Source organism: Pseudomonas sp. NEEL19 (assembly GCF_028751975.1).
GTDB lineage: Bacteria > Pseudomonadota > Gammaproteobacteria > Pseudomonadales > Pseudomonadaceae > Aquipseudomonas > Aquipseudomonas juntendi.
Genome location: NZ_CP081491.1, coordinates 4722795 through 4739075 on the forward strand (window position 1 = coordinate 4722795; position 16281 = coordinate 4739075).

At 62.3% G+C, this 16281-nt stretch carries 15 protein-coding genes; 7 read left to right on the forward strand and 8 right to left on the reverse strand.

Annotated elements, in window-relative coordinates; translation table 11 throughout:
* Positions 1-76 precede the first annotated feature (76 nt).
* Entirely contained in the window at positions 77-967 is an 891-nt protein-coding gene (locus K4A76_RS21035) for an esterase/lipase family protein (protein ID WP_274411077.1), read from the reverse strand.
* A 123-nt stretch (positions 968-1090) separates the two neighbouring features.
* Here K4A76_RS21035 and osmE point away from each other — a divergent pair, with 123 nt between their 5' ends.
* Positions 1091-1432, forward strand: a complete 342-nt coding sequence (gene osmE / locus K4A76_RS21040; RefSeq protein ID WP_009683294.1) for an osmotically-inducible lipoprotein OsmE — start codon at positions 1091-1093, stop codon at positions 1430-1432.
* Positions 1433-1479: 47 nt separating this feature from the next.
* Positions 1480-2010 (forward strand): ferritin-like domain-containing protein, encoded by a 531-nt coding sequence (locus K4A76_RS21045; RefSeq protein WP_009683295.1) that lies wholly within the window; start codon positions 1480-1482, stop codon positions 2008-2010.
* A gap of 348 nt (positions 2011-2358) precedes the next feature.
* On the opposite strand, the gene K4A76_RS21050 is transcribed toward K4A76_RS21045, so the two are convergent.
* Positions 2359-4425: an AsmA family protein gene (locus tag K4A76_RS21050; RefSeq protein ID WP_274411078.1), complete on the reverse strand. Its 2067-nt coding sequence runs from the start codon at positions 4423-4425 to the stop codon at positions 2359-2361.
* Positions 4426-4762: 337 nt separating this feature from the next.
* Here K4A76_RS21050 and K4A76_RS21055 point away from each other — a divergent pair, with 337 nt between their 5' ends.
* From K4A76_RS21055 to K4A76_RS21065, 3 genes are all read left to right on the forward strand, one after another.
* Entirely contained in the window at positions 4763-5170 is a 408-nt protein-coding gene (locus K4A76_RS21055; protein ID WP_054904947.1) for a hypothetical protein, read from the forward strand.
* Positions 5171-5291: 121 nt separating this feature from the next.
* On the forward strand, positions 5292-5924 hold the full coding sequence (locus tag K4A76_RS21060; RefSeq protein WP_009683298.1) for a TetR family transcriptional regulator: 633 nt from the start codon (positions 5292-5294) through the stop codon (positions 5922-5924).
* A 108-nt stretch (positions 5925-6032) separates the two neighbouring features.
* A complete protein-coding gene (locus K4A76_RS21065; RefSeq protein WP_274411079.1) occupies positions 6033-7130 on the forward strand; it encodes an AGE family epimerase/isomerase in 1098 nt (365 codons plus the stop codon).
* A 34-nt stretch (positions 7131-7164) separates the two neighbouring features.
* On the opposite strand, the gene K4A76_RS21070 is transcribed toward K4A76_RS21065, so the two are convergent.
* The 6 genes from K4A76_RS21070 to K4A76_RS21095 form a co-directional block, all read right to left on the reverse strand.
* A complete protein-coding gene (locus K4A76_RS21070; RefSeq protein WP_029885720.1) occupies positions 7165-7932 on the reverse strand; it encodes an SDR family oxidoreductase in 768 nt (255 codons plus the stop codon).
* A 648-nt stretch (positions 7933-8580) separates the two neighbouring features.
* Positions 8581-9297: an ABC transporter ATP-binding protein gene (locus K4A76_RS21075; RefSeq protein ID WP_054912815.1), complete on the reverse strand. Its 717-nt coding sequence runs from the start codon at positions 9295-9297 to the stop codon at positions 8581-8583.
* A complete protein-coding gene (locus K4A76_RS21080) occupies positions 9294-10169 on the reverse strand; it encodes an ATP-binding cassette domain-containing protein (protein WP_029885721.1) in 876 nt (291 codons plus the stop codon). The genes K4A76_RS21075 and K4A76_RS21080 overlap by 4 nt, the downstream gene beginning before the upstream one ends.
* Entirely contained in the window at positions 10166-11467 is a 1302-nt protein-coding gene (gene livM / locus K4A76_RS21085) for a high-affinity branched-chain amino acid ABC transporter permease LivM (RefSeq protein WP_009683305.1), read from the reverse strand. The genes K4A76_RS21080 and livM overlap by 4 nt, the downstream gene beginning before the upstream one ends.
* Positions 11468-11469: 2 nt before the next feature.
* Positions 11470-12384: an ABC transporter permease subunit gene (locus K4A76_RS21090; protein WP_009683306.1), complete on the reverse strand. Its 915-nt coding sequence runs from the start codon at positions 12382-12384 to the stop codon at positions 11470-11472.
* Between the two features lie 158 nt (positions 12385-12542).
* Complete coding sequence (locus K4A76_RS21095) at positions 12543-13679, reverse strand: branched-chain amino acid ABC transporter substrate-binding protein (RefSeq protein ID WP_182368643.1); 1137 nt, start codon at positions 13677-13679, stop codon at positions 12543-12545.
* Positions 13680-14146: 467 nt separating this feature from the next.
* Here K4A76_RS21095 and pncB point away from each other — a divergent pair, with 467 nt between their 5' ends.
* Together pncB and nadE are read left to right on the forward strand one after the other, a co-directional pair.
* Complete coding sequence (gene pncB, locus K4A76_RS21100) at positions 14147-15352, forward strand: nicotinate phosphoribosyltransferase (protein WP_274411080.1); 1206 nt, start codon at positions 14147-14149, stop codon at positions 15350-15352.
* A 3-nt stretch (positions 15353-15355) separates the two neighbouring features.
* Complete coding sequence (gene nadE, locus K4A76_RS21105; RefSeq protein ID WP_274411081.1) at positions 15356-16183, forward strand: ammonia-dependent NAD(+) synthetase; 828 nt, start codon at positions 15356-15358, stop codon at positions 16181-16183.
* The last annotated feature ends 98 nt before the right edge of the window (positions 16184-16281 follow it).

A 16281-nucleotide genomic window follows, 5' to 3' on the forward strand; every position in this document is an offset into this window, starting at 1 on the left:
GCTCCGTGCCCGATGCACGGGTGTCGAGGTGAGAGTGTAGCCAAGAATTTCAGCCCCCAGCCCCCCACATCCGCCGTTAAAGGCCTGCCGCCTTGAGCCGCGCGGCGTGTTCGGTGAACAGCCGCACCGGCTCGGCACCCCGCCCTACGGCGCCGAACTGCTGGTTGACGATATCGAGGTGGTCGAGCGGGTAATCGTCACCGATCACCTGCCCCAAGTGCGAGCTGAAGCGCCCCACCATACCGTCGCACTGGCCCTTTTCCCTGACGAAGCTGCGGGCGAACAGGCGGCAGAAACGGTTGCTGCCATCGAAGCGGTTGCGCCCCCGGTCGGTCAGCCCGGGCTGCAAGGTGCCGGACCATGAGTAATAGCGCACTCCGTTGACTTCATGGGCGCCTTCCCCGCCCCAGGTTTCCGGCAAGCCCTGTGGGTAAGCCTGGTTGAACAGCGCCACCCCGGCGCTGGTCAGCGACTGATGCGAGGCATGCACATCCACCGGCAACGGCTCGCGCCGCCAACCGGTTTCCAGCCATCCCAGCACCACGGCAAGGGCATGCAGCATCGCTCTCAGCATACGCCCCTGAGGCGAATCCCCCGGCGCCGTGCGTTGCAGGTGGTCGGCCAGCTCCGAGCCATGGTTGGGCCCGGCCACCGAGGTGACCGATGCCACCCTGGCTGGCCGCCTGGCGGCTGCGTAACGCGCACTCAGGGCGCCTTGGCTGTGGCCGATGAGGTTGACCCTGGCGGCGCCCGTGCGCCTGCAGATGTCTTCGATGATGGTCAGCAGTTGCTCGCCGCGCACCTCACTGCTGTGCAGCGGCGAAACCTGTACCGGGAACACCTGCGCGCCCCCTTTGCGCAAGGCCGGGACAATGCCGAACCAGTAGGGATAGAACCCGGCCCGGACGAACCCGAGCATCCCTGGCACCAGTACCAAGGGGTATTGCGTGGCCAAATCCTGCTGCATTGCCCCTGACCCTTTGCGTGGAGGTTTGGCCAACCCTACAGCGGCTTTCGTGGGCATCGCAATCGAACTCCTGGCGCGCGCTGTTGTTCAAAACCACACAGACCCTTTGCAAGGAGCGGGACCATGTACAAGCAGACCCTGGCAATCCTTCTGGCAAGCGCCACCCTGGCCGCCTGCGGCAGCCGCCCGGAAAACCCGGTCGACTACGTCACCTACCGTGACGAACCGCTGGTCAAGCAGGTGGAGCACGGCATGACCATGCAGAAGGTCATCGCCATTGGCGGTAGCCCATCGAACGTGATCGACCTGCCGCACGGGGGCACCTGCAACGACTACATTCTTAACCACGATGGCAAGCAACAACCGTATTACGTGCGTTTCGACGCCACCGGCCATGTTGATGCCAAAGGCTTCAAAACCTGTAAACAACGCGAAGAAGACAGCGAGGCCGTTCACGGCGCGTAAGTCTCACCCTGCATGCCACGACCACCCTGATGCTTTCGGAGATGAACATGAGTGCTACAGAACTGACCGATGTAAAAACCCTGCGCGAACGTGCCCGCCAGCATGTTGAGCAAGGCGCCGTGACCGAGGGTTACCATGCCGACCGCGAACAGATCCTGCGCCTGCTGAACGAGTCCCTGGCGACCGAGCTGGTGTGTGTGCTGCGTTACAAGCGCCACTACTTCATGGCCAGCGGTATCAAGGCAAGCGTTGCCGCGAGCGAATTCCTGGAGCATGCCAACCAGGAAGCCGAGCACGCCGACAAGCTGGCTGAGCGCATTGTGCAGTTGGGCGGCGAGCCGGATTTCAACCCCGACAACCTGACCAAGAACTCGCACGCTCAGTATGTGGCCGGTAATTCCCTGAAGGAGATGGTGCTGGAAGACCTGGTCGCTGAGCGCATCGCAATCGACAGCTACCGCGAAATCATCCAGTACATCGGCGACAAAGACCCTACCACCCGCCGCATCTTCGAAGACATCCTGGCGCAGGAAGAAGAGCACGCAGACGACATGTCCGACTTGCTGCAAGGCTTGTAAGGACCAGGGGGCGCTTAGCGGAATGCCAGTCAGTTAAGCGTTACTGGGGCTGCTTTGCAGCCCTTCGCGGGCACGCCCGCTCCCACAGGTTTGGCGCTGAAATCAAGACATGCGCGATTACCTATAGGAGCGGGCGTGCCCGCGAAGGGTCGCAAAGCGGCCCCAAATTACTTAACTGACTGGCATTAGGCGCTTAGCGCCCCTTGTAAGAGCGGGCTTCCCGCGAAGAGGCCGGGCCAGCCGACGGCTATCTCCTGGCCATTCACCGTCGCATCTGCCACCGCATTCGCGGGTAAACCCGGCCCTACAGCGACCGTGCGTGGTAATGGCCGGCAACACAGCTAGCTGCTATTTACGCCCTTTCACCGCAGCGGGTGCCTTGCCCGCCTTCATCTGCTGCAACAACGGTGTGCACTGGTTCGGATCATCGCCACTGCTGGGTGCAATCAGCGCCAGCAAACCGGCTGCAGGCCCTGCCACAACCCCCAACGCCACCATGCCCGCACCGCGCAACGCCAATGGCACCGCCTGTACACCCGCATTGGGTTTGGCAAATGGCCCGCGTACATACAACGGCGAACGCAGCGAGAACAGCCGCAGCCCTTTCGATTCAGGGGTGATCTTCAGGTCCAACTGCTCACTGGCAAAATTCGCCGTGCCATTGATATAGATGATCGCGTTCTCGGTGTCGAAGATGAACAGCCGGGTCGAGGCCAAGCCGTCCTTGATGCCAACATCGGCCGCCGCGCAGTTGATCTGCACGTCCTCATCGCCAAACAGCTTGCCGACCACATAGTTGCCCACGTTCAAACCCGCAATTTCCATCAGGCTGCGGCTGATGGCGCCATCGTTGACCAACATGCGCAGGTCGCCATTGGCCGTGCCTAGCAGGGCAGCGACGGAATTGCCACGGCCACTGATATCGGCATCGCCATTGAGCTCACCAAAACTGGTCTGCATGGGCGCGAAACCGGGGAACAATTGCTTGAGCTTGAAGCCACGGGCGGTCAATTGTGCCCGCCCTTGCAGCGGCACGCTGCGCCCATCCAGGCGAATGTTGGAGGCCAGGTTGCCACCGGCCACGCCAAACCGCAGCGGCTCCAGGCGTAGCAGCCCGTCATCGAGAATCACGTGCGCCGCCAGGTCGTTGAACGGCAGTTGCGCACTGTGCACGATGCGCTTGCCGGCAAAGGTGACGTCGGCGTCCATGGCGCGCCAGCGATCGGTGCGGAACTCTTCCACCGGCAGCACCTTGCCGGCCGGTTGCTTGCTGGCCCCGCCACGGGCCTTCTGCTCGGCATTGGAGTCAGCGCCGATCAGCGGCGCCAGGTCCTTGAACAGCAGCTGGTTGGACACCAGCTTGCCCGTCAGCTTGGGCCGTGGCTGGCTGGCGACGAAGGCCAGGTCGCCGTGGATGTCGCTGTCGCCGATCTTGCCGTTGAAACCCTCGTACTTGAAACGCGCCCCTTCGGCTGCATGCAGGTTGGCGCTGAGCCGGCCGTCCGTTGAATAGGCCGGGGTGTCGGGCAAGGTCACCCCCGTCAAGGGGTAGAGGTTGCCCAGGCTCGCGCCCGACAGGCGCAGGCGCAGGTCAAGGGCACCCAGGTTGCGTGGGTCGGTCAGGGTGCCGGCAAGTACCACGTGCGTATCGGCAATGCGCACGTCGGCCTGCAACGGGAACGGCTGGGTGGCGTCCTGCAGCGCCAGCAGGCCACCGATCTTGCCGGTGCCAGACACCGGCTGCCCCTTGTAGCGGCCCTCGGCCTTGAAAGCAAAGGCGTAATCCTGCGCTCCGCCGGCTTTTTCAGCGCTGGCCTTGCCAACGATTTCGCTGAAGGGGATTGGCTTGCCCAATGGGTCAACCTGCACCTTCATGCGGGTTTTCAAGGTCTGGTCGTCGAAGCTGACATTGCCTTGGTCAAAGCCGATGGCACCAATGTCCAACTGCCATTTGGAAGGTGCCTCGTTTTCGTCCTTCGGCCCGAAGTCGAATGTCCAGTTGGCCCGGCCATCTGCCAACCGGGTCAGCCTGGCCGTGGGCTTGGTCAGGTTGATGCGCGGGATGCTGATCTTCTGCACCAATAGCGCAAGTGGCGCCAGGCGGAACTCTACGCGCTCCAGGCCCACCATCTTCGGCTCCTGCAACCACTCAGGGTTGCCCAGGGTCAGGTCTTCGGCGGTGAAGTGCGGCCATGGCACCCAGGCACGCCAACCGCCTTCTTCTGGCTCGGTACGCCAATGCACGGCGAGGTTGCCGTTGATTGCGAACGGCCGATGCAAGGCCTCGGACACCTTCTCGTTGAGCAACGGCTTGACGCGGTTCCAGTCGAAGGTGGCGATCACCACTACCAGTATTGCCAGCAGCGTGAGCAGGGTGGCGAGGGTCCAGACGAGGATTCTGGCGGGACGCGTCATTGCGTGATTCTCCTTGCGGGGCTCGAAACAGGCGCGGCGGTGGCACTTAGTATCTGGGACTGACGAAAACCCGTGGGGTTTTATCGGTAGCGTCATCTTAGCGAAGTTTTTCCTGGCCATTCGCTCAGCAAATCGTGGCGCGGCGGCGCTCATGTTACCCCACAACAGCCTCGGCATTTTGCCATCAACGAGCCTACAAGGCGCTTAACAGAGCGGTCGCCGAGCTCTATCAATATGGTCGATTGTTACCATTATCCGTATGAACTTCTCTCTGGCGTTACCCGGCGTAGCATTGGCTTCGTACCCACTTTCCAGCCCCCGAAAGGAGCACCGAATCATGAAACGCCAACTGCTGACCCTGACCCTGTCCATCCTGGCCGCCAACGCCTTTGCCCTGCCAGCCGCTGAACAACACCTCACTGCGGAATCGCGTTCGAGCGCTGTCGAAATTGCCCAACCGCTGAAAACAGTCGCCGAAGGTGGCTCGGACCGCCTGATCGAACAATCCGGCCGCGTGGCCGAAGGTGGCTCGGATCGCCTGATCGAACAGTCCGGCCGCGTGGCCGAAGGTGGCTCGGACCGCCTGATCGAACAATCTGGCCGCGTAGCCGAAGGTGGCTCGGATCGCCTCATCGAACAGTCCGGCCGCGTGGCCGAAGGTGGTTCGGATCGCCTCATCGAACAGTCCGGCCGCGTGGCCGAAGGTGGTTCGGATCGCCTGGTTGCAATCAGCCACGTGAGCTGATTGCCATGGCTGAAAAGAACAACCTGTGTCACACCGCTTGCTCCCCTCCCAGCCCGGTCATTGACCGGGCTTCGTTTTTTTAACTAGAGTGCCCAGCCTTACCGTCACAGAAGCCCGCACCATGCTGCCGCGCGCCGAACAGAAGCTACAGACTCGCCAGGCCCTGCTCGATGCCGCCTGCCAGCTCATGGAAAGTGGCCGGGGCTTTGGCAGCATCAGCCTGCGCGAAGTGGCGAAAACAGCCGGCATCGTGCCAACCGGCTTTTACCGGCACTTCCCGGATATGGACGCCCTGGGCCTGGCCCTGGTGGCCGAGATCGATACCACCTTCCGCCAGACCATTCGCCTGGTCCGCCACAACGAATTCGAGCTGGGCGGCATCACCGACGCCTCGGTGCGCATCTTTCTCGATGTAGTCGCCGCCCACCGCGCACTGTTTCTGTTCCTGGCGCGGGAACAGTATGGTGGGTCACAACCGGTACGCCAGGCCATTGCCCGCCTGCGTCAGAACATAAGCGACGACCTGGCCACCGACCTTGCGCGCATGAAACGCTGGCAGCACCTGGACAGCGCGGCGCTGACGGTGATGGCCGACCTGGTGGTGAAAACGGTGTTCGCCACCCTGCCCGAGCTGATCGACAGCCCAGAAGCGGGTTATCCACAGGCCCTGTCACCGCAGGAAAAGATCACCCAGCAGTTGCGCTTCATCTTCGTCGGGGCGCGGCATTGGCAAGGGTTAGGCAACCCAGGCTGATCGCCTTTCGCTCAACGCCGCCCGGCCAGCCGGGCAAGCGCACCACCGGCTACCGAAAACCCCACTTCTGCTACCATGGCGCCCTGCCCGACAGCCACGAGCGCCGACATGTCCGACCCCCGCCCTACCCTGCCCGCACTGGCCCGTTTCAACCAGCACTTCGCCGAGCGCATCGTGCCAATGTGGCAAGGCCCGGGCTGGAATGCCGACATGGCACTGCCCTACGAAGCCCTCGACGCCCAGCACCGGCCGTTACCGGTACAGCGCTACCGGGCCATGGCCTGCGCCCGCCAGTTGTACCTGTTCAGCAGCCGCATCGAACAACCGGGCGCCGCCGAGCGTGCAGCCGCGCTGTTCCGCTCGTTGCAGAAGCACTTTCACGACGCGGAGCACGGGGGCTGGTTCTACAGCATCGATGCCCAGGGCAACCCGCTGGACCGGCGCAAGGACCTGTATACCCACGCCTTCATCGTCTTTGCCTGCGCGCACTACTGGGGCAAGGTAGGCGAAAGCCTGGTGGAATCCACACTCAATGCCGGCCTCGACATCATCGACCAGCAGTTCGCCAGGGACGATGGCCTGTACGAAGCAAGCCTGGGCGAGGATTGGGCAGACCTGGGCAGCGGGCCCCTGCAGAATCCACAGATGCACCTGGCCGAGGCCTTCCTGCAGGTACTGGCTGTTCGCGACGACGAACATACCCAGCAGTCACTGCTGCAACTGTGTGCAGCACTCCAGGCGCATTTCGTCGAACCGGCCCATGGGCTGATGCTGGAGAAACCGCGCGGGGCTGTGGATAACTGGTACGAGCCTGGCCACCAGTTCGAATGGTTCTACCTGTTGCACACCTCCCCGCTGCTGCGAGATACGCCGCTGCATGCCTCGATCGACCGGGCTTTCAGCTGCGCCGAACAACAAGGGGTGCAGGGTGGCGCAGTGCTCGCCATGCTGGGCGTGGACGGCCAGGTGCTGGACGCCACCCAGCGCATCTGGGCACAGGCGGAATACCTGCGTGCGCTGGTGCTACGCGCTGGCGGTGAAGCCAGGTTGCCTGAACAGTTGCAGGTGCTGGAAGCGCGGTTCTTGCGCGAGGCTGGCTGGTACGAATGCCGGGATGGCGAGGGTGCCGTCAGCCGGCATGACATGCCTTCGACTACGCCCTACCACTTGGCAACTTGCCTGGAAGGCTTGCAGCGCCTGAGCTGAAGCCTTCCGGTTGTGGCCGCCGAGCGGCCCTGGCTCAGCCCTTGACCGACCGGTCGATCGAGAACCCGGCCCAGTCCTGGCTCACCGGCATCAGCTCAAGGCTGTTGATGTTGATGTGCGCGGGCTGGTTGAGGATCCAGAAGATGGTCTCGGCAATGTCCTGCGGCTGGATAGGCTCGGCGCCTGCGTAGGTGGCGTCATACTTGGCCTGGTCACCACCGAACCGTACCAGCGAAAATTCACTTTCGCACAGGCCCGGCTCGATATTGCTCACGCGCACACCTGTGCCACGCAGGTCGCAGCGCAGGCTCAGCGAGAACTGCCCGACAAAGGCCTTGGTGCCGCCATACACGTTGCTGCCCGGGTACGGATAGTTGCCGGCCACCGAACCGACGTTGAGGATCGACGCCCCACGGCCATGGGCAATCAACCGTGGCAGCAGCAGGCGGGTGGTGTACATCAGGCCCTTGATATTGGTGTCGACCATGGTTTCCCAGTCGTCCAGGCTGCAGTTCTGCGCCGCATCCACGCCCAGCGCCAGGCCGGCGTTGTTGACCAGGCCCTGCAGCTTGTCGAAGCCGGCTGGCAGGCTGGCAATGGCCTGCTCCATGGCTTTGCGGTCACGCACATCGAGTACCAGGCCATGCACTTCGGTCTTGGCAGAAAGCTCGGCGCACAAGGCGTCCAGGCGCTCCTTGCGACGACCGGTTAGCACCAGCTTCCAGCCGGCTTCGGCGAAACGGCGGGCTGTGGCCTCGCCGAAACCCGACGTGGCGCCAGTGATGAATACGGTGGATGACATGCTCTGTTCCTCGCAGTGGGTGGTCATGGCAGTTTTGCAGCATGCCCGTGGCTAACGCTGGCGGCAAGCCGAAAAGGCAGCTGGTCATTTTTTGTTCATGTGCGGCAAACCCTTGTGGCAGAAGCCTCCGCGCCAGCTATGCGCATGTTATCCACAGGGCTTTCCCCATGGATTGGGGGCAACTTCGCTGTCCGGCGGAAACCTTTCAGCCCGTTGTGGTCGGCGTCGTTCTTTTCGGTGATGGCGCAAGGCTTTCAAGCATGCCGCCTGGAGCGGGATGTCCAAGGCTTTTACACAGAGTTATCCACAGAATTTGCGCAGTGCTGGGAGTGGTTGGAATGTCGTGATTTGGCTGGGAAAACAATCCACAGGGGTGCACTGATCAAAAAATGATCATGACGCTGTAGGGCCTGATGGTGTTGGGTTGGAGGGGGATACCACCATGTTTTCCACAGGCGGCTCCACATTATCGGTGGAAAAGATTTGGCTTGTGGGAAGCGGGGTTGGGTAGCTGTGGGTGAACGGGTTGAAGGCCCGGCTAGGTTGAGTTGTCCACATGGGAAGGGGGCTGCGTTGCAGCCCATCGCGACACAAGGCCGCTCCTACAGGGGACCGCGACCGGGCATGGATCGCGGCCCCTAGGGGTAACTAATGCCCACCCAGGTAAGCGCTGCGGACTTCTTCGTTGACCAACAACTCTTGCCCAGTCCCGGTCATGCGAATTTGCCCGTTGACCATCACGTAGGCACGGTCCGACAGTTTCAGGGCGTGGTTAGCGTTCTGCTCCACCAGGAAAATGGTCATGCCGGTCTTCGCCAGTTCCCGCAGGGTCGAGAAGATCTGCTTGACCACGATGGGTGCCAACCCCAGCGAGGGCTCGTCCAGCAGCAGCAATTTTGGCCGGCTCATCAGCGCCCGGGCAATCGCCAGCATCTGCTGCTCGCCACCGGACATGGTCATGGCCCGCTGGTTACGCCGCTCTTTTAGGCGCGGGAAGAGTTCGTACATGCGCTGCATGTCTTCGGCGGCATGCTTGTCGCCAATGGGGATGGTCCCCATCATCAGGTTTTCCTCGACGCTCATGTCGGGGAATACCCGGCGCCCTTCCGGCGACTGGGCGATGCCGTTGGAAGCAATGTAGTGCGATGACTTGCGGGTAATGTCGGTGCCACGGTAGACGATCTGCCCGGAAGCCGCCCGCGGCTGCCCGAAGATCGACATCAGCAGGGTCGACTTGCCGGCCCCGTTGGCGCCGATAAGGCTGACCGTCTCACCTTCGTTGATGTGCATCGATACCTTTTTCAGCGCCTGGATCGGCCCATAGAACACGTCCAGGTCCTTCAGCTCGAGAATGGGTGCACTCATACCAGTTCCTCTTCGTCTGCACCCAGGTAGGCAGCGATCACCGTCGGGTTGTTGCGGATGTCCTGTGGCGCACCCTCGGCAATCACGTTGCCGTGGTCCAGTACCACGATATGGTCGGAAATGCTCATGACCATGCCCATGTCGTGTTCGATCAGCACCACGGTGATGTCGTGCTCGTCACGCAGCACGCGAATCATCTGGCTAAGTGCCTCGGTTTCCTGCGGGTTCAAGCCCGCCGCCGGTTCGTCCAGGCAGATGATCTTCGGTCGCGTGCACATGGCGCGGGCGATTTCCAGGCGGCGCTGCTGCCCATACGACAGCTCACCGGCCAGGCGGTTGGCGCAGTCGACCAGGTCGACCACCTCCAGCCAGTAGAAGGCGTGGTCCAGCGCATCGCTTTCGGCCTTGCGGTAGGCCTTGGTATTGAATACCCCCGCCAGCAGGTTGCGGTTGACCCACATGTGCTGGGCCACCAGCAGGTTTTCCACCACCGACATTTCCTTGAACAGCCGGATGTTCTGGAAGGTGCGCGCCAGGCCCGCGCGGTTGACCAGGTGGGTGCCGCCGAACATCTTGTAGTACAGGCGGCTGGCAAAGCGTGCCGGCGAGACGAAGTCGGCCGCCTGGAAACGCTCGCCCAGCAGCTGGATCACATTGGTGTGGCTACCGCGCACGTTCAGTTCGATGCGCCCGCCACTGGCCTTGTAGAAACCGGTCAGGCAGTTGAACACCGTGGTCTTGCCGGCGCCGTTGGGGCCGATCAGGGCGAAGATCTGGTTGCGCCTGACCTTCAGGCTCACGTCGCTGAGCGCCTTGATGCCGCCAAACTGCATCATCAGGTTGTCGACCGACAGAATGATTTCGTCGCTCATGGCGCCACTCCTTTACGCGGGGTCACACCGGTACGGCTGATGCGGATCAGCCCCCGCGGTCGCCAGATCATCATCAACACCATCAGTACCCCGAACAGCAGCACCCGGTACTCGGAGAAGCTGCGCAGCAACTCGGGCGCCACGGTGAGCACGAATGCTGCAATGACGACGCCCACCGTGGAGCCCATGCCACCCAGCACGACGATGGCGAGAATCAGCGCCGACTCGAAGAAGGTGAACGACGAGGGGTTGACGAAGCCTTGGTACGTGGCGAAGAACACGCCGGCCAACCCCGCGGTGGAGGCACCCAGGGTGAAGGCCGAGAGCTTGACCAGCACGTGGTTCAGGCCCATCGAACGGCAGGCGATCTCGTCTTCGCGCAGCGCTTCCCAGGCCCGGCCGACCGGCATGCGGGTCAAGCGGTGCTTGATGTAGAGCACGGCCAGCACGACCATGAACAGCACCGCATAAATGAACACGAACTTGAGGTTGGGGTTGTAGGCAAAGCCGAAGAACTCATGGATGGGTACCCCACCGTCCTTGGCCCGGCGGCCGAACTCCAGGCCAAGGAAGGTCGGCGACGGCGCCGGCATGCCGTTGGGGCCGCCGGTGAACGACAGCCAGTTGTTCAGCACCAGGCGAATGATCTCGCCAAAGCCCAGCGTCACGATTGCCAGGTAGTCACCGTGCATGCGCAGCACCGGGAAGCCCAGGATGCAACCGGCAAGGGCCGCCGCAATGGCTGCCAGCGGCAGCACACTCCAGAAGCCCAGGCCAAGGTACTGGTAACCCAGTGCGAGGCCGTAGGCGCCAATGGCGTAGAAGGCCACGTACCCCAGGTCGAGCAGGCCGGCCAGGCCGACCACGATGTTCAGGCCCAGGCCCAGCAGCACATAGATCAGGCCGAGGATGACCACGGTCAGCAGGTACTTGTTGGCGAAGATCGGGAAGACGATGGCAATCACGATCAGCGCCGGGATGATGTAGCGCAGCCGCGACACATAGTTCGGCGCCCGCACATGCACGCCCGAGCCACCGCTGTCGAAGCCTTCGAGCATGCGCCGGCCGGCAGCGGTCTGCACATACAGGCTAAGCAGGAAACGCCCGAGCATCACGCCACCTACCAGCCAGGCCACGCGGCGCGGTTCAGCGTTGAAGGTATAACCGTCGAGCACCACGCCGACGATCGGGCCAAACACGATCAGCGCCAGCAGGCCAGCGACGAGGGTTTCGAGCAGGCTGCGTTTGATATCGAAACCTTTGGTTTCAGAGGCAGAAGCAATTTTGGCAATCGACATGTTCACACCTTAGCCACGAGCGGGCGACCCAGCAGGCCTTGTGGGCGGAAGATAAGGATCATCACCAGCAGCGAGAAGCTGAACACGTCCTTGTAGTCGGAGTTGATCAGGCCGGAGAACAGCGATTCGGAGATCCCCAGGATGATTCCGCCGAGCATGGCGCCAGGCAGGGAGCCAATGCCACCGAGCACTGCAGCGGTGAATGCCTTGATACCGATGATGAAGCCGGCATAGAAGTCGAAGGTGCCGTAGTTCATGGTGATCAGCACGCCTGCCAGGGCGGCCATCACTGCGCCAATGACGAATACATAGGAAATGACCCGGTCGGTGTTGATGCCCAGGATCGAGGCCATCTTGCGGTCTTGCTGGGTAGCGCGGCACATGCGACCGAGCTTGGTGTACTTGATCACATAGGTCAGCAGGCCCATGCCCAGGAATGCCGCCACCAGGATGAAGATCTTGGTGTAGGTCAGTTGCACGAAGCCGGTGCCGACATCGATGCGCATGGCGCCTTCGAGCAGGGTTGGCACGCCTTGCTGGCGAGCGCCCTGGCTGATCTGAGCGTAGTTCTGCAGGATCAGCGAAATGCCGATGGCGCTGATCAGCGGTGCCAGGCGGGTAGAGTTACGCAGCGGCTTGTAGGCGATGCGCTCGATGGTGAAGCCGTACACACCCGTGACGACGATGGTGAACAACAGCGTGCCCAGCATCAGCAGGGGAAACGACTCGACGCCAAAATAGGCCAGCAATGCCAGGCTGATAGCCGCCAGGTAGGCGGAAATCATATACACCTCGCCGTGCGCGAAGTTGATCATGCCGATAATGCCATAGACCATTGTGTAGCCGATGGCGATCAGGCCATAGACCGACCCGAGGGTCAGGCCGTTGACCAGTTGCTGCAGGAAAATACCATCCATAACGCAATCTCACTGAGCGAGACTGCACGCATGCCGACCACGCAAGGCCACGGACAATGCGGCCCCAGCAGTGCACGACCGTGCAGGTCTCCGAATAAGGACAGGTACCGCAGGGGCTCAGGCCCAGGCGCATGCGCAACCCGGGCGGGTGGCCGTTATTATTTTTGTTTGTCCAGCTGGTGGTACTTGCCGTCCTTGTCCCACTGGTAGACCACGTAGTCGGACACGGTCAGGTCGCCCTTGCTGTCCCACTTCTTTTCGCCCATGACGGTCTGCACCGGGTTGGCCTTGAGCCACTTGGCAGCGTCTTCGCCCTTGTTCGACTTGGCGCCGTTGAAGGCGGCGGCAAGGGCCTGCAGCGAGGCGTAGGCGTACAGGGTATAGCCTTCCGGCTCGGTGCCCGCCTTGCGGAACTCCTCGACCACGGCCTTGCTGTCTGGCAGCAGGCGCGGGTCGGCGCCGAAGGTCATGTACACGCCATCGACGTACTGCGCGCCGCCGGCGGTAGACACCAGCTCGTCGGTGACAATGCCGTCATCCGACATGAACTTGACGTCCTTCAGGCCCTGTTCGCGCAGTTGACGCACCAGCGGGCCGGCTTCGGGGTGCAGGCCGCCGAAGTAGACCACATCGGCACCGGTAGCACGGATCTTGGTAACCACGGCGCTGAAGTCTTTCTCGCCCCGGGTCAGGCCTTCGTACAACACGGGCTTGACGCCGCGTTTTTCCAGCTGTGCCTTGGTGGCATCAGCCAGGCCTTGGCCGTAGGTGTCCTTGTCGTGCAGCACCGCGACTTTCTTGCCCTTGAGCACGTCGACAATGTAGTCGCCGGCGACCACGCCCTGCTGGTCGTCACGGCCACACATGCGGAACATGGCACTCAGGCCGCGCTCGGTGACCTGTGGGTTGGTCGAACCGGGCGTGATGGCGATCACGCCGGCCTCGTCATACACCTCGGAGGCCGGGATGGTATTGGACGAACAGAAGTGGCCGACCACCCCGATCACCTTGTCCTGATCAACCAGGCGGTTGGCTACGGCAACGGCCTGTTTCGGTTCGCAGGCGTCATCGCCTTTGACCAGTACGATTTTCTCGCCATTCACGCCACCCGCGGCGTTGATCTTGTCGGCCGCAGCTTGCGCACCTTTCATGTATTGCTCGCCAAACGCTGCGTTGGCCCCGGTCATTGGCCCCGCTACACCGATCTTAACGTCGGCCTGGACATACGAAGAAACACCCAGTGCCGTGGCTACGGCAAGCGCCAGGAAACCTTTCTTGTAAAACGTCTGCGACATGAGGTGGTGCTCCTAGAGTTTTTTTGGTTGGCACTACAACTTCTCAGCCCAATGCTCAGAGCAAGGGCCGTGCCATCGGTTTTGTCTTACGGAAAATCACACCACCACCGGCGCGCACAGGCGACCGACGGCCTTTTCTTTATTGAGCGTGCAACCGTCTGCCACGCGCCGGGCGCCACCACCCGTACAGACAAGGAGCAACCACTGTGTGCCATCATTGCAACCCTGCCATGTGTTTACGTGCAACCGGCCTGTAACAGCATACGTCACCGAACTGCACACCCGTGGTGCGCGACTGCTACAGGCAGCACCGTTTCAAGGCTGGCGGGTGCACCGAAAAACACGCGGATTTGGCAGATACACGGCCCTGCAGGAGCGGGTTCACCCGCGAACAGGCCAGCGCAGACACAACAAGGCCGAAAAGGCTGGCACAATGTCCCCCATTCGCCGCCTCCGGAGCCCCTTTGATGAGCGAGAGCGCATTCGCCGAGCGCATCGTGCACAACCTGCTCGACACCGATTTCTACAAACTCACCATGATGCAGGGTGTGCTGCACAACTACCCGGACGCCGACGTCGAATGGGAATTCCGCTGCCGCAACGGCGAGGACTTGCGGCCGTATCTAGGCGAGATCCGCCACCAGTTGGAGGTCCTCAACGACCTCACGCTCGATGATGGCCAGCTGGGTTTTCTGGAGCGCATCAGTTTCCTCAAGCCCGACTTCCTGCGGTTTTTGCGGCTGTTTCGCTTCAACCTGCGCTATGTGCACCTCGGCATCGAGCACGATCAGCTGTTCCTGCGTCTCAAAGGCCCTTGGCTGCATGTGATCCTGTTCGAAGTGCCTTTGCTGGCGATCATCAGCGAAGTGCGCAACCGCCACCTGCACCCGCATATGCGCCTGGCCGAGGCACGCGACCAGCTGTACCGCAAGTTCGACTGGCTGCGCGCCCACGCCAGCGACGACGAACTGGCCGAACTGCAGGTAGCCGACTTTGGCACCCGCCGGCGCTTTTCCAGCCGCGTGCAGGAGGAAGTGGTCCGGGTACTGCGCGACGACTTCCCTGGCCGTTTCGTCGGCACCAGCAACGTCGACCTGGCATGGAAACTGGATATCAAGCCGCTGGGCACCATGGCCCACGAGTGGATCATGGCGCACCAGCAGTTGGGCCCGCGGCTGATCGACAGCCAGATCGCCGCGCTGGACTGCTGGGTCCGCGAGTACCGTGGCCTGCTCGGTATCGCCCTGACCGACTGCATCACCATGGATGCCTTCCTCGGCGATTTCGACCTGTACTTCGCCAAGCTGTTCGATGGCTTGCGCCACGACTCCGGCGAGCCGGTAACCTGGGCCGAGAAAGCGATCGCCCATTACCAGAAACTGGGTATCGACCCGATGACCAAGACCCTGGTGTTTTCCGACAGCCTCAACCTTACCCGCTCGCTGGAAATCTTCCGGGCCCTACGCGGGCGCATCAACGTCAGCTTTGGCATCGGTACCAACCTGACCTGCGACATACCGGGTGTGGTCCCCATGAGCATCGTGCTTAAAATGACCGACTGCAACGGCGCACCGGTGGCCAAGATTTCCGACGAAGCGGCCAAGACCCAGTGCCGCGACGCCAACTTCGTTGCCTACATGCGTCACGTATTCAAAGTCCCCAGCAAGGAGTAACCCATGCAAGCGGTTCAGCAAGAAATTGCCCAGGCGCTGAAGGTCCAGCCGCCGTTCGCCGACGCGGCCGCGCTAGAGGCCGAAGTTGCCCGGCGCGTGGCGTTCATCAAGGACTGCCTGGCCAACGCCCGGCTCAAGACCCTGGTACTGGGCATCAGCGGCGGGGTCGACTCGCTGACCGCCGCCCTGCTCGCCCAGCGCGCCATCAACGAACTGCGCGCCGAAACCGGTGACCAGGCTTATACCTTCATCGCCGTTCGCCTGCCGTACCAGGTGCAGCATGATGAACATGACGCCCAGGCCTGCCTGGACGTGATCAAGGCCGACGAAGTGCACACCGTGGACATCGCCCCGGCAGTGCGCGCCTTGGCGGCTGAAGTGGTGGAATTGAAAAACGGCTCGCCGGCGCTGGTGGACTTCGTGGTAGGCAACGTCAAGGCACGCACGCGCATGGTCGCCCAATACACCATCGCCGGCGCGCGCGCAGGGCTGGTGATCGGTACTGACCACGCCGCCGAAGCGGTGATGGGGTTCTTTACCAAGTTTGGTGATGGTGCCTGCGACCTGGCGCCGCTGAGCGGCCTGGTAAAAAACCAGGTGCGGGCCATTGCACGCAGCTTTGGCGCGCCGGAGTCACTGGTGGAGAAGGTGCCGACTGCAGACCTGGAAGACCTGGCACCGGGCAAACCGGACGAAGCCTCGCATGGGGTCACCTACCAGCAGATCGACGCGTTCCTGCATGGGCAGCCGGTCGACCAGGCAGCGTTCGACATCATCGTGGCCACCTACCGCAAGACCCAGCACAAGCGCGAATTGCCGTTCGCCCCTTGATCAGGCTGTAACAATGCCTGTAGGAGCGGGTTTACCCGCGAATGCGATGGTGGATCTAGCACCGCATTCGCGGGTAGAGCCGCCCCTACAGGGCTCGG

Coding starts and splice junctions, on each gene's coding strand:
- K4A76_RS21035 (WP_274411077.1), bottom strand. CDS start 967: ATGCAGCAGGATTTGGCCACGCAATACCCCTTGGTACTGGTGCCAGGG.
- osmE (WP_009683294.1), top strand. CDS start 1,091: ATGTACAAGCAGACCCTGGCAATCCTTCTGGCAAGCGCCACCCTGGCC.
- K4A76_RS21045 (WP_009683295.1), top strand. CDS start 1,480: ATGAGTGCTACAGAACTGACCGATGTAAAAACCCTGCGCGAACGTGCC.
- K4A76_RS21050 (WP_274411078.1), bottom strand. CDS start 4,425: ATGACGCGTCCCGCCAGAATCCTCGTCTGGACCCTCGCCACCCTGCTC.
- K4A76_RS21055 (WP_054904947.1), top strand. CDS start 4,763: ATGAAACGCCAACTGCTGACCCTGACCCTGTCCATCCTGGCCGCCAAC.
- K4A76_RS21060 (WP_009683298.1), top strand. CDS start 5,292: ATGCTGCCGCGCGCCGAACAGAAGCTACAGACTCGCCAGGCCCTGCTC.
- K4A76_RS21065 (WP_274411079.1), top strand. CDS start 6,033: ATGTCCGACCCCCGCCCTACCCTGCCCGCACTGGCCCGTTTCAACCAG.
- K4A76_RS21070 (WP_029885720.1), bottom strand. CDS start 7,932: ATGTCATCCACCGTATTCATCACTGGCGCCACGTCGGGTTTCGGCGAG.
- K4A76_RS21075 (WP_054912815.1), bottom strand. CDS start 9,297: ATGAGTGCACCCATTCTCGAGCTGAAGGACCTGGACGTGTTCTATGGG.
- K4A76_RS21080 (WP_029885721.1), bottom strand. CDS start 10,169: ATGAGCGACGAAATCATTCTGTCGGTCGACAACCTGATGATGCAGTTT.
- livM (WP_009683305.1), bottom strand. CDS start 11,467: ATGTCGATTGCCAAAATTGCTTCTGCCTCTGAAACCAAAGGTTTCGAT.
- K4A76_RS21090 (WP_009683306.1), bottom strand. CDS start 12,384: ATGGATGGTATTTTCCTGCAGCAACTGGTCAACGGCCTGACCCTCGGG.
- K4A76_RS21095 (WP_182368643.1), bottom strand. CDS start 13,679: ATGTCGCAGACGTTTTACAAGAAAGGTTTCCTGGCGCTTGCCGTAGCC.
- pncB (WP_274411080.1), top strand. CDS start 14,147: ATGAGCGAGAGCGCATTCGCCGAGCGCATCGTGCACAACCTGCTCGAC.
- nadE (WP_274411081.1), top strand. CDS start 15,356: ATGCAAGCGGTTCAGCAAGAAATTGCCCAGGCGCTGAAGGTCCAGCCG.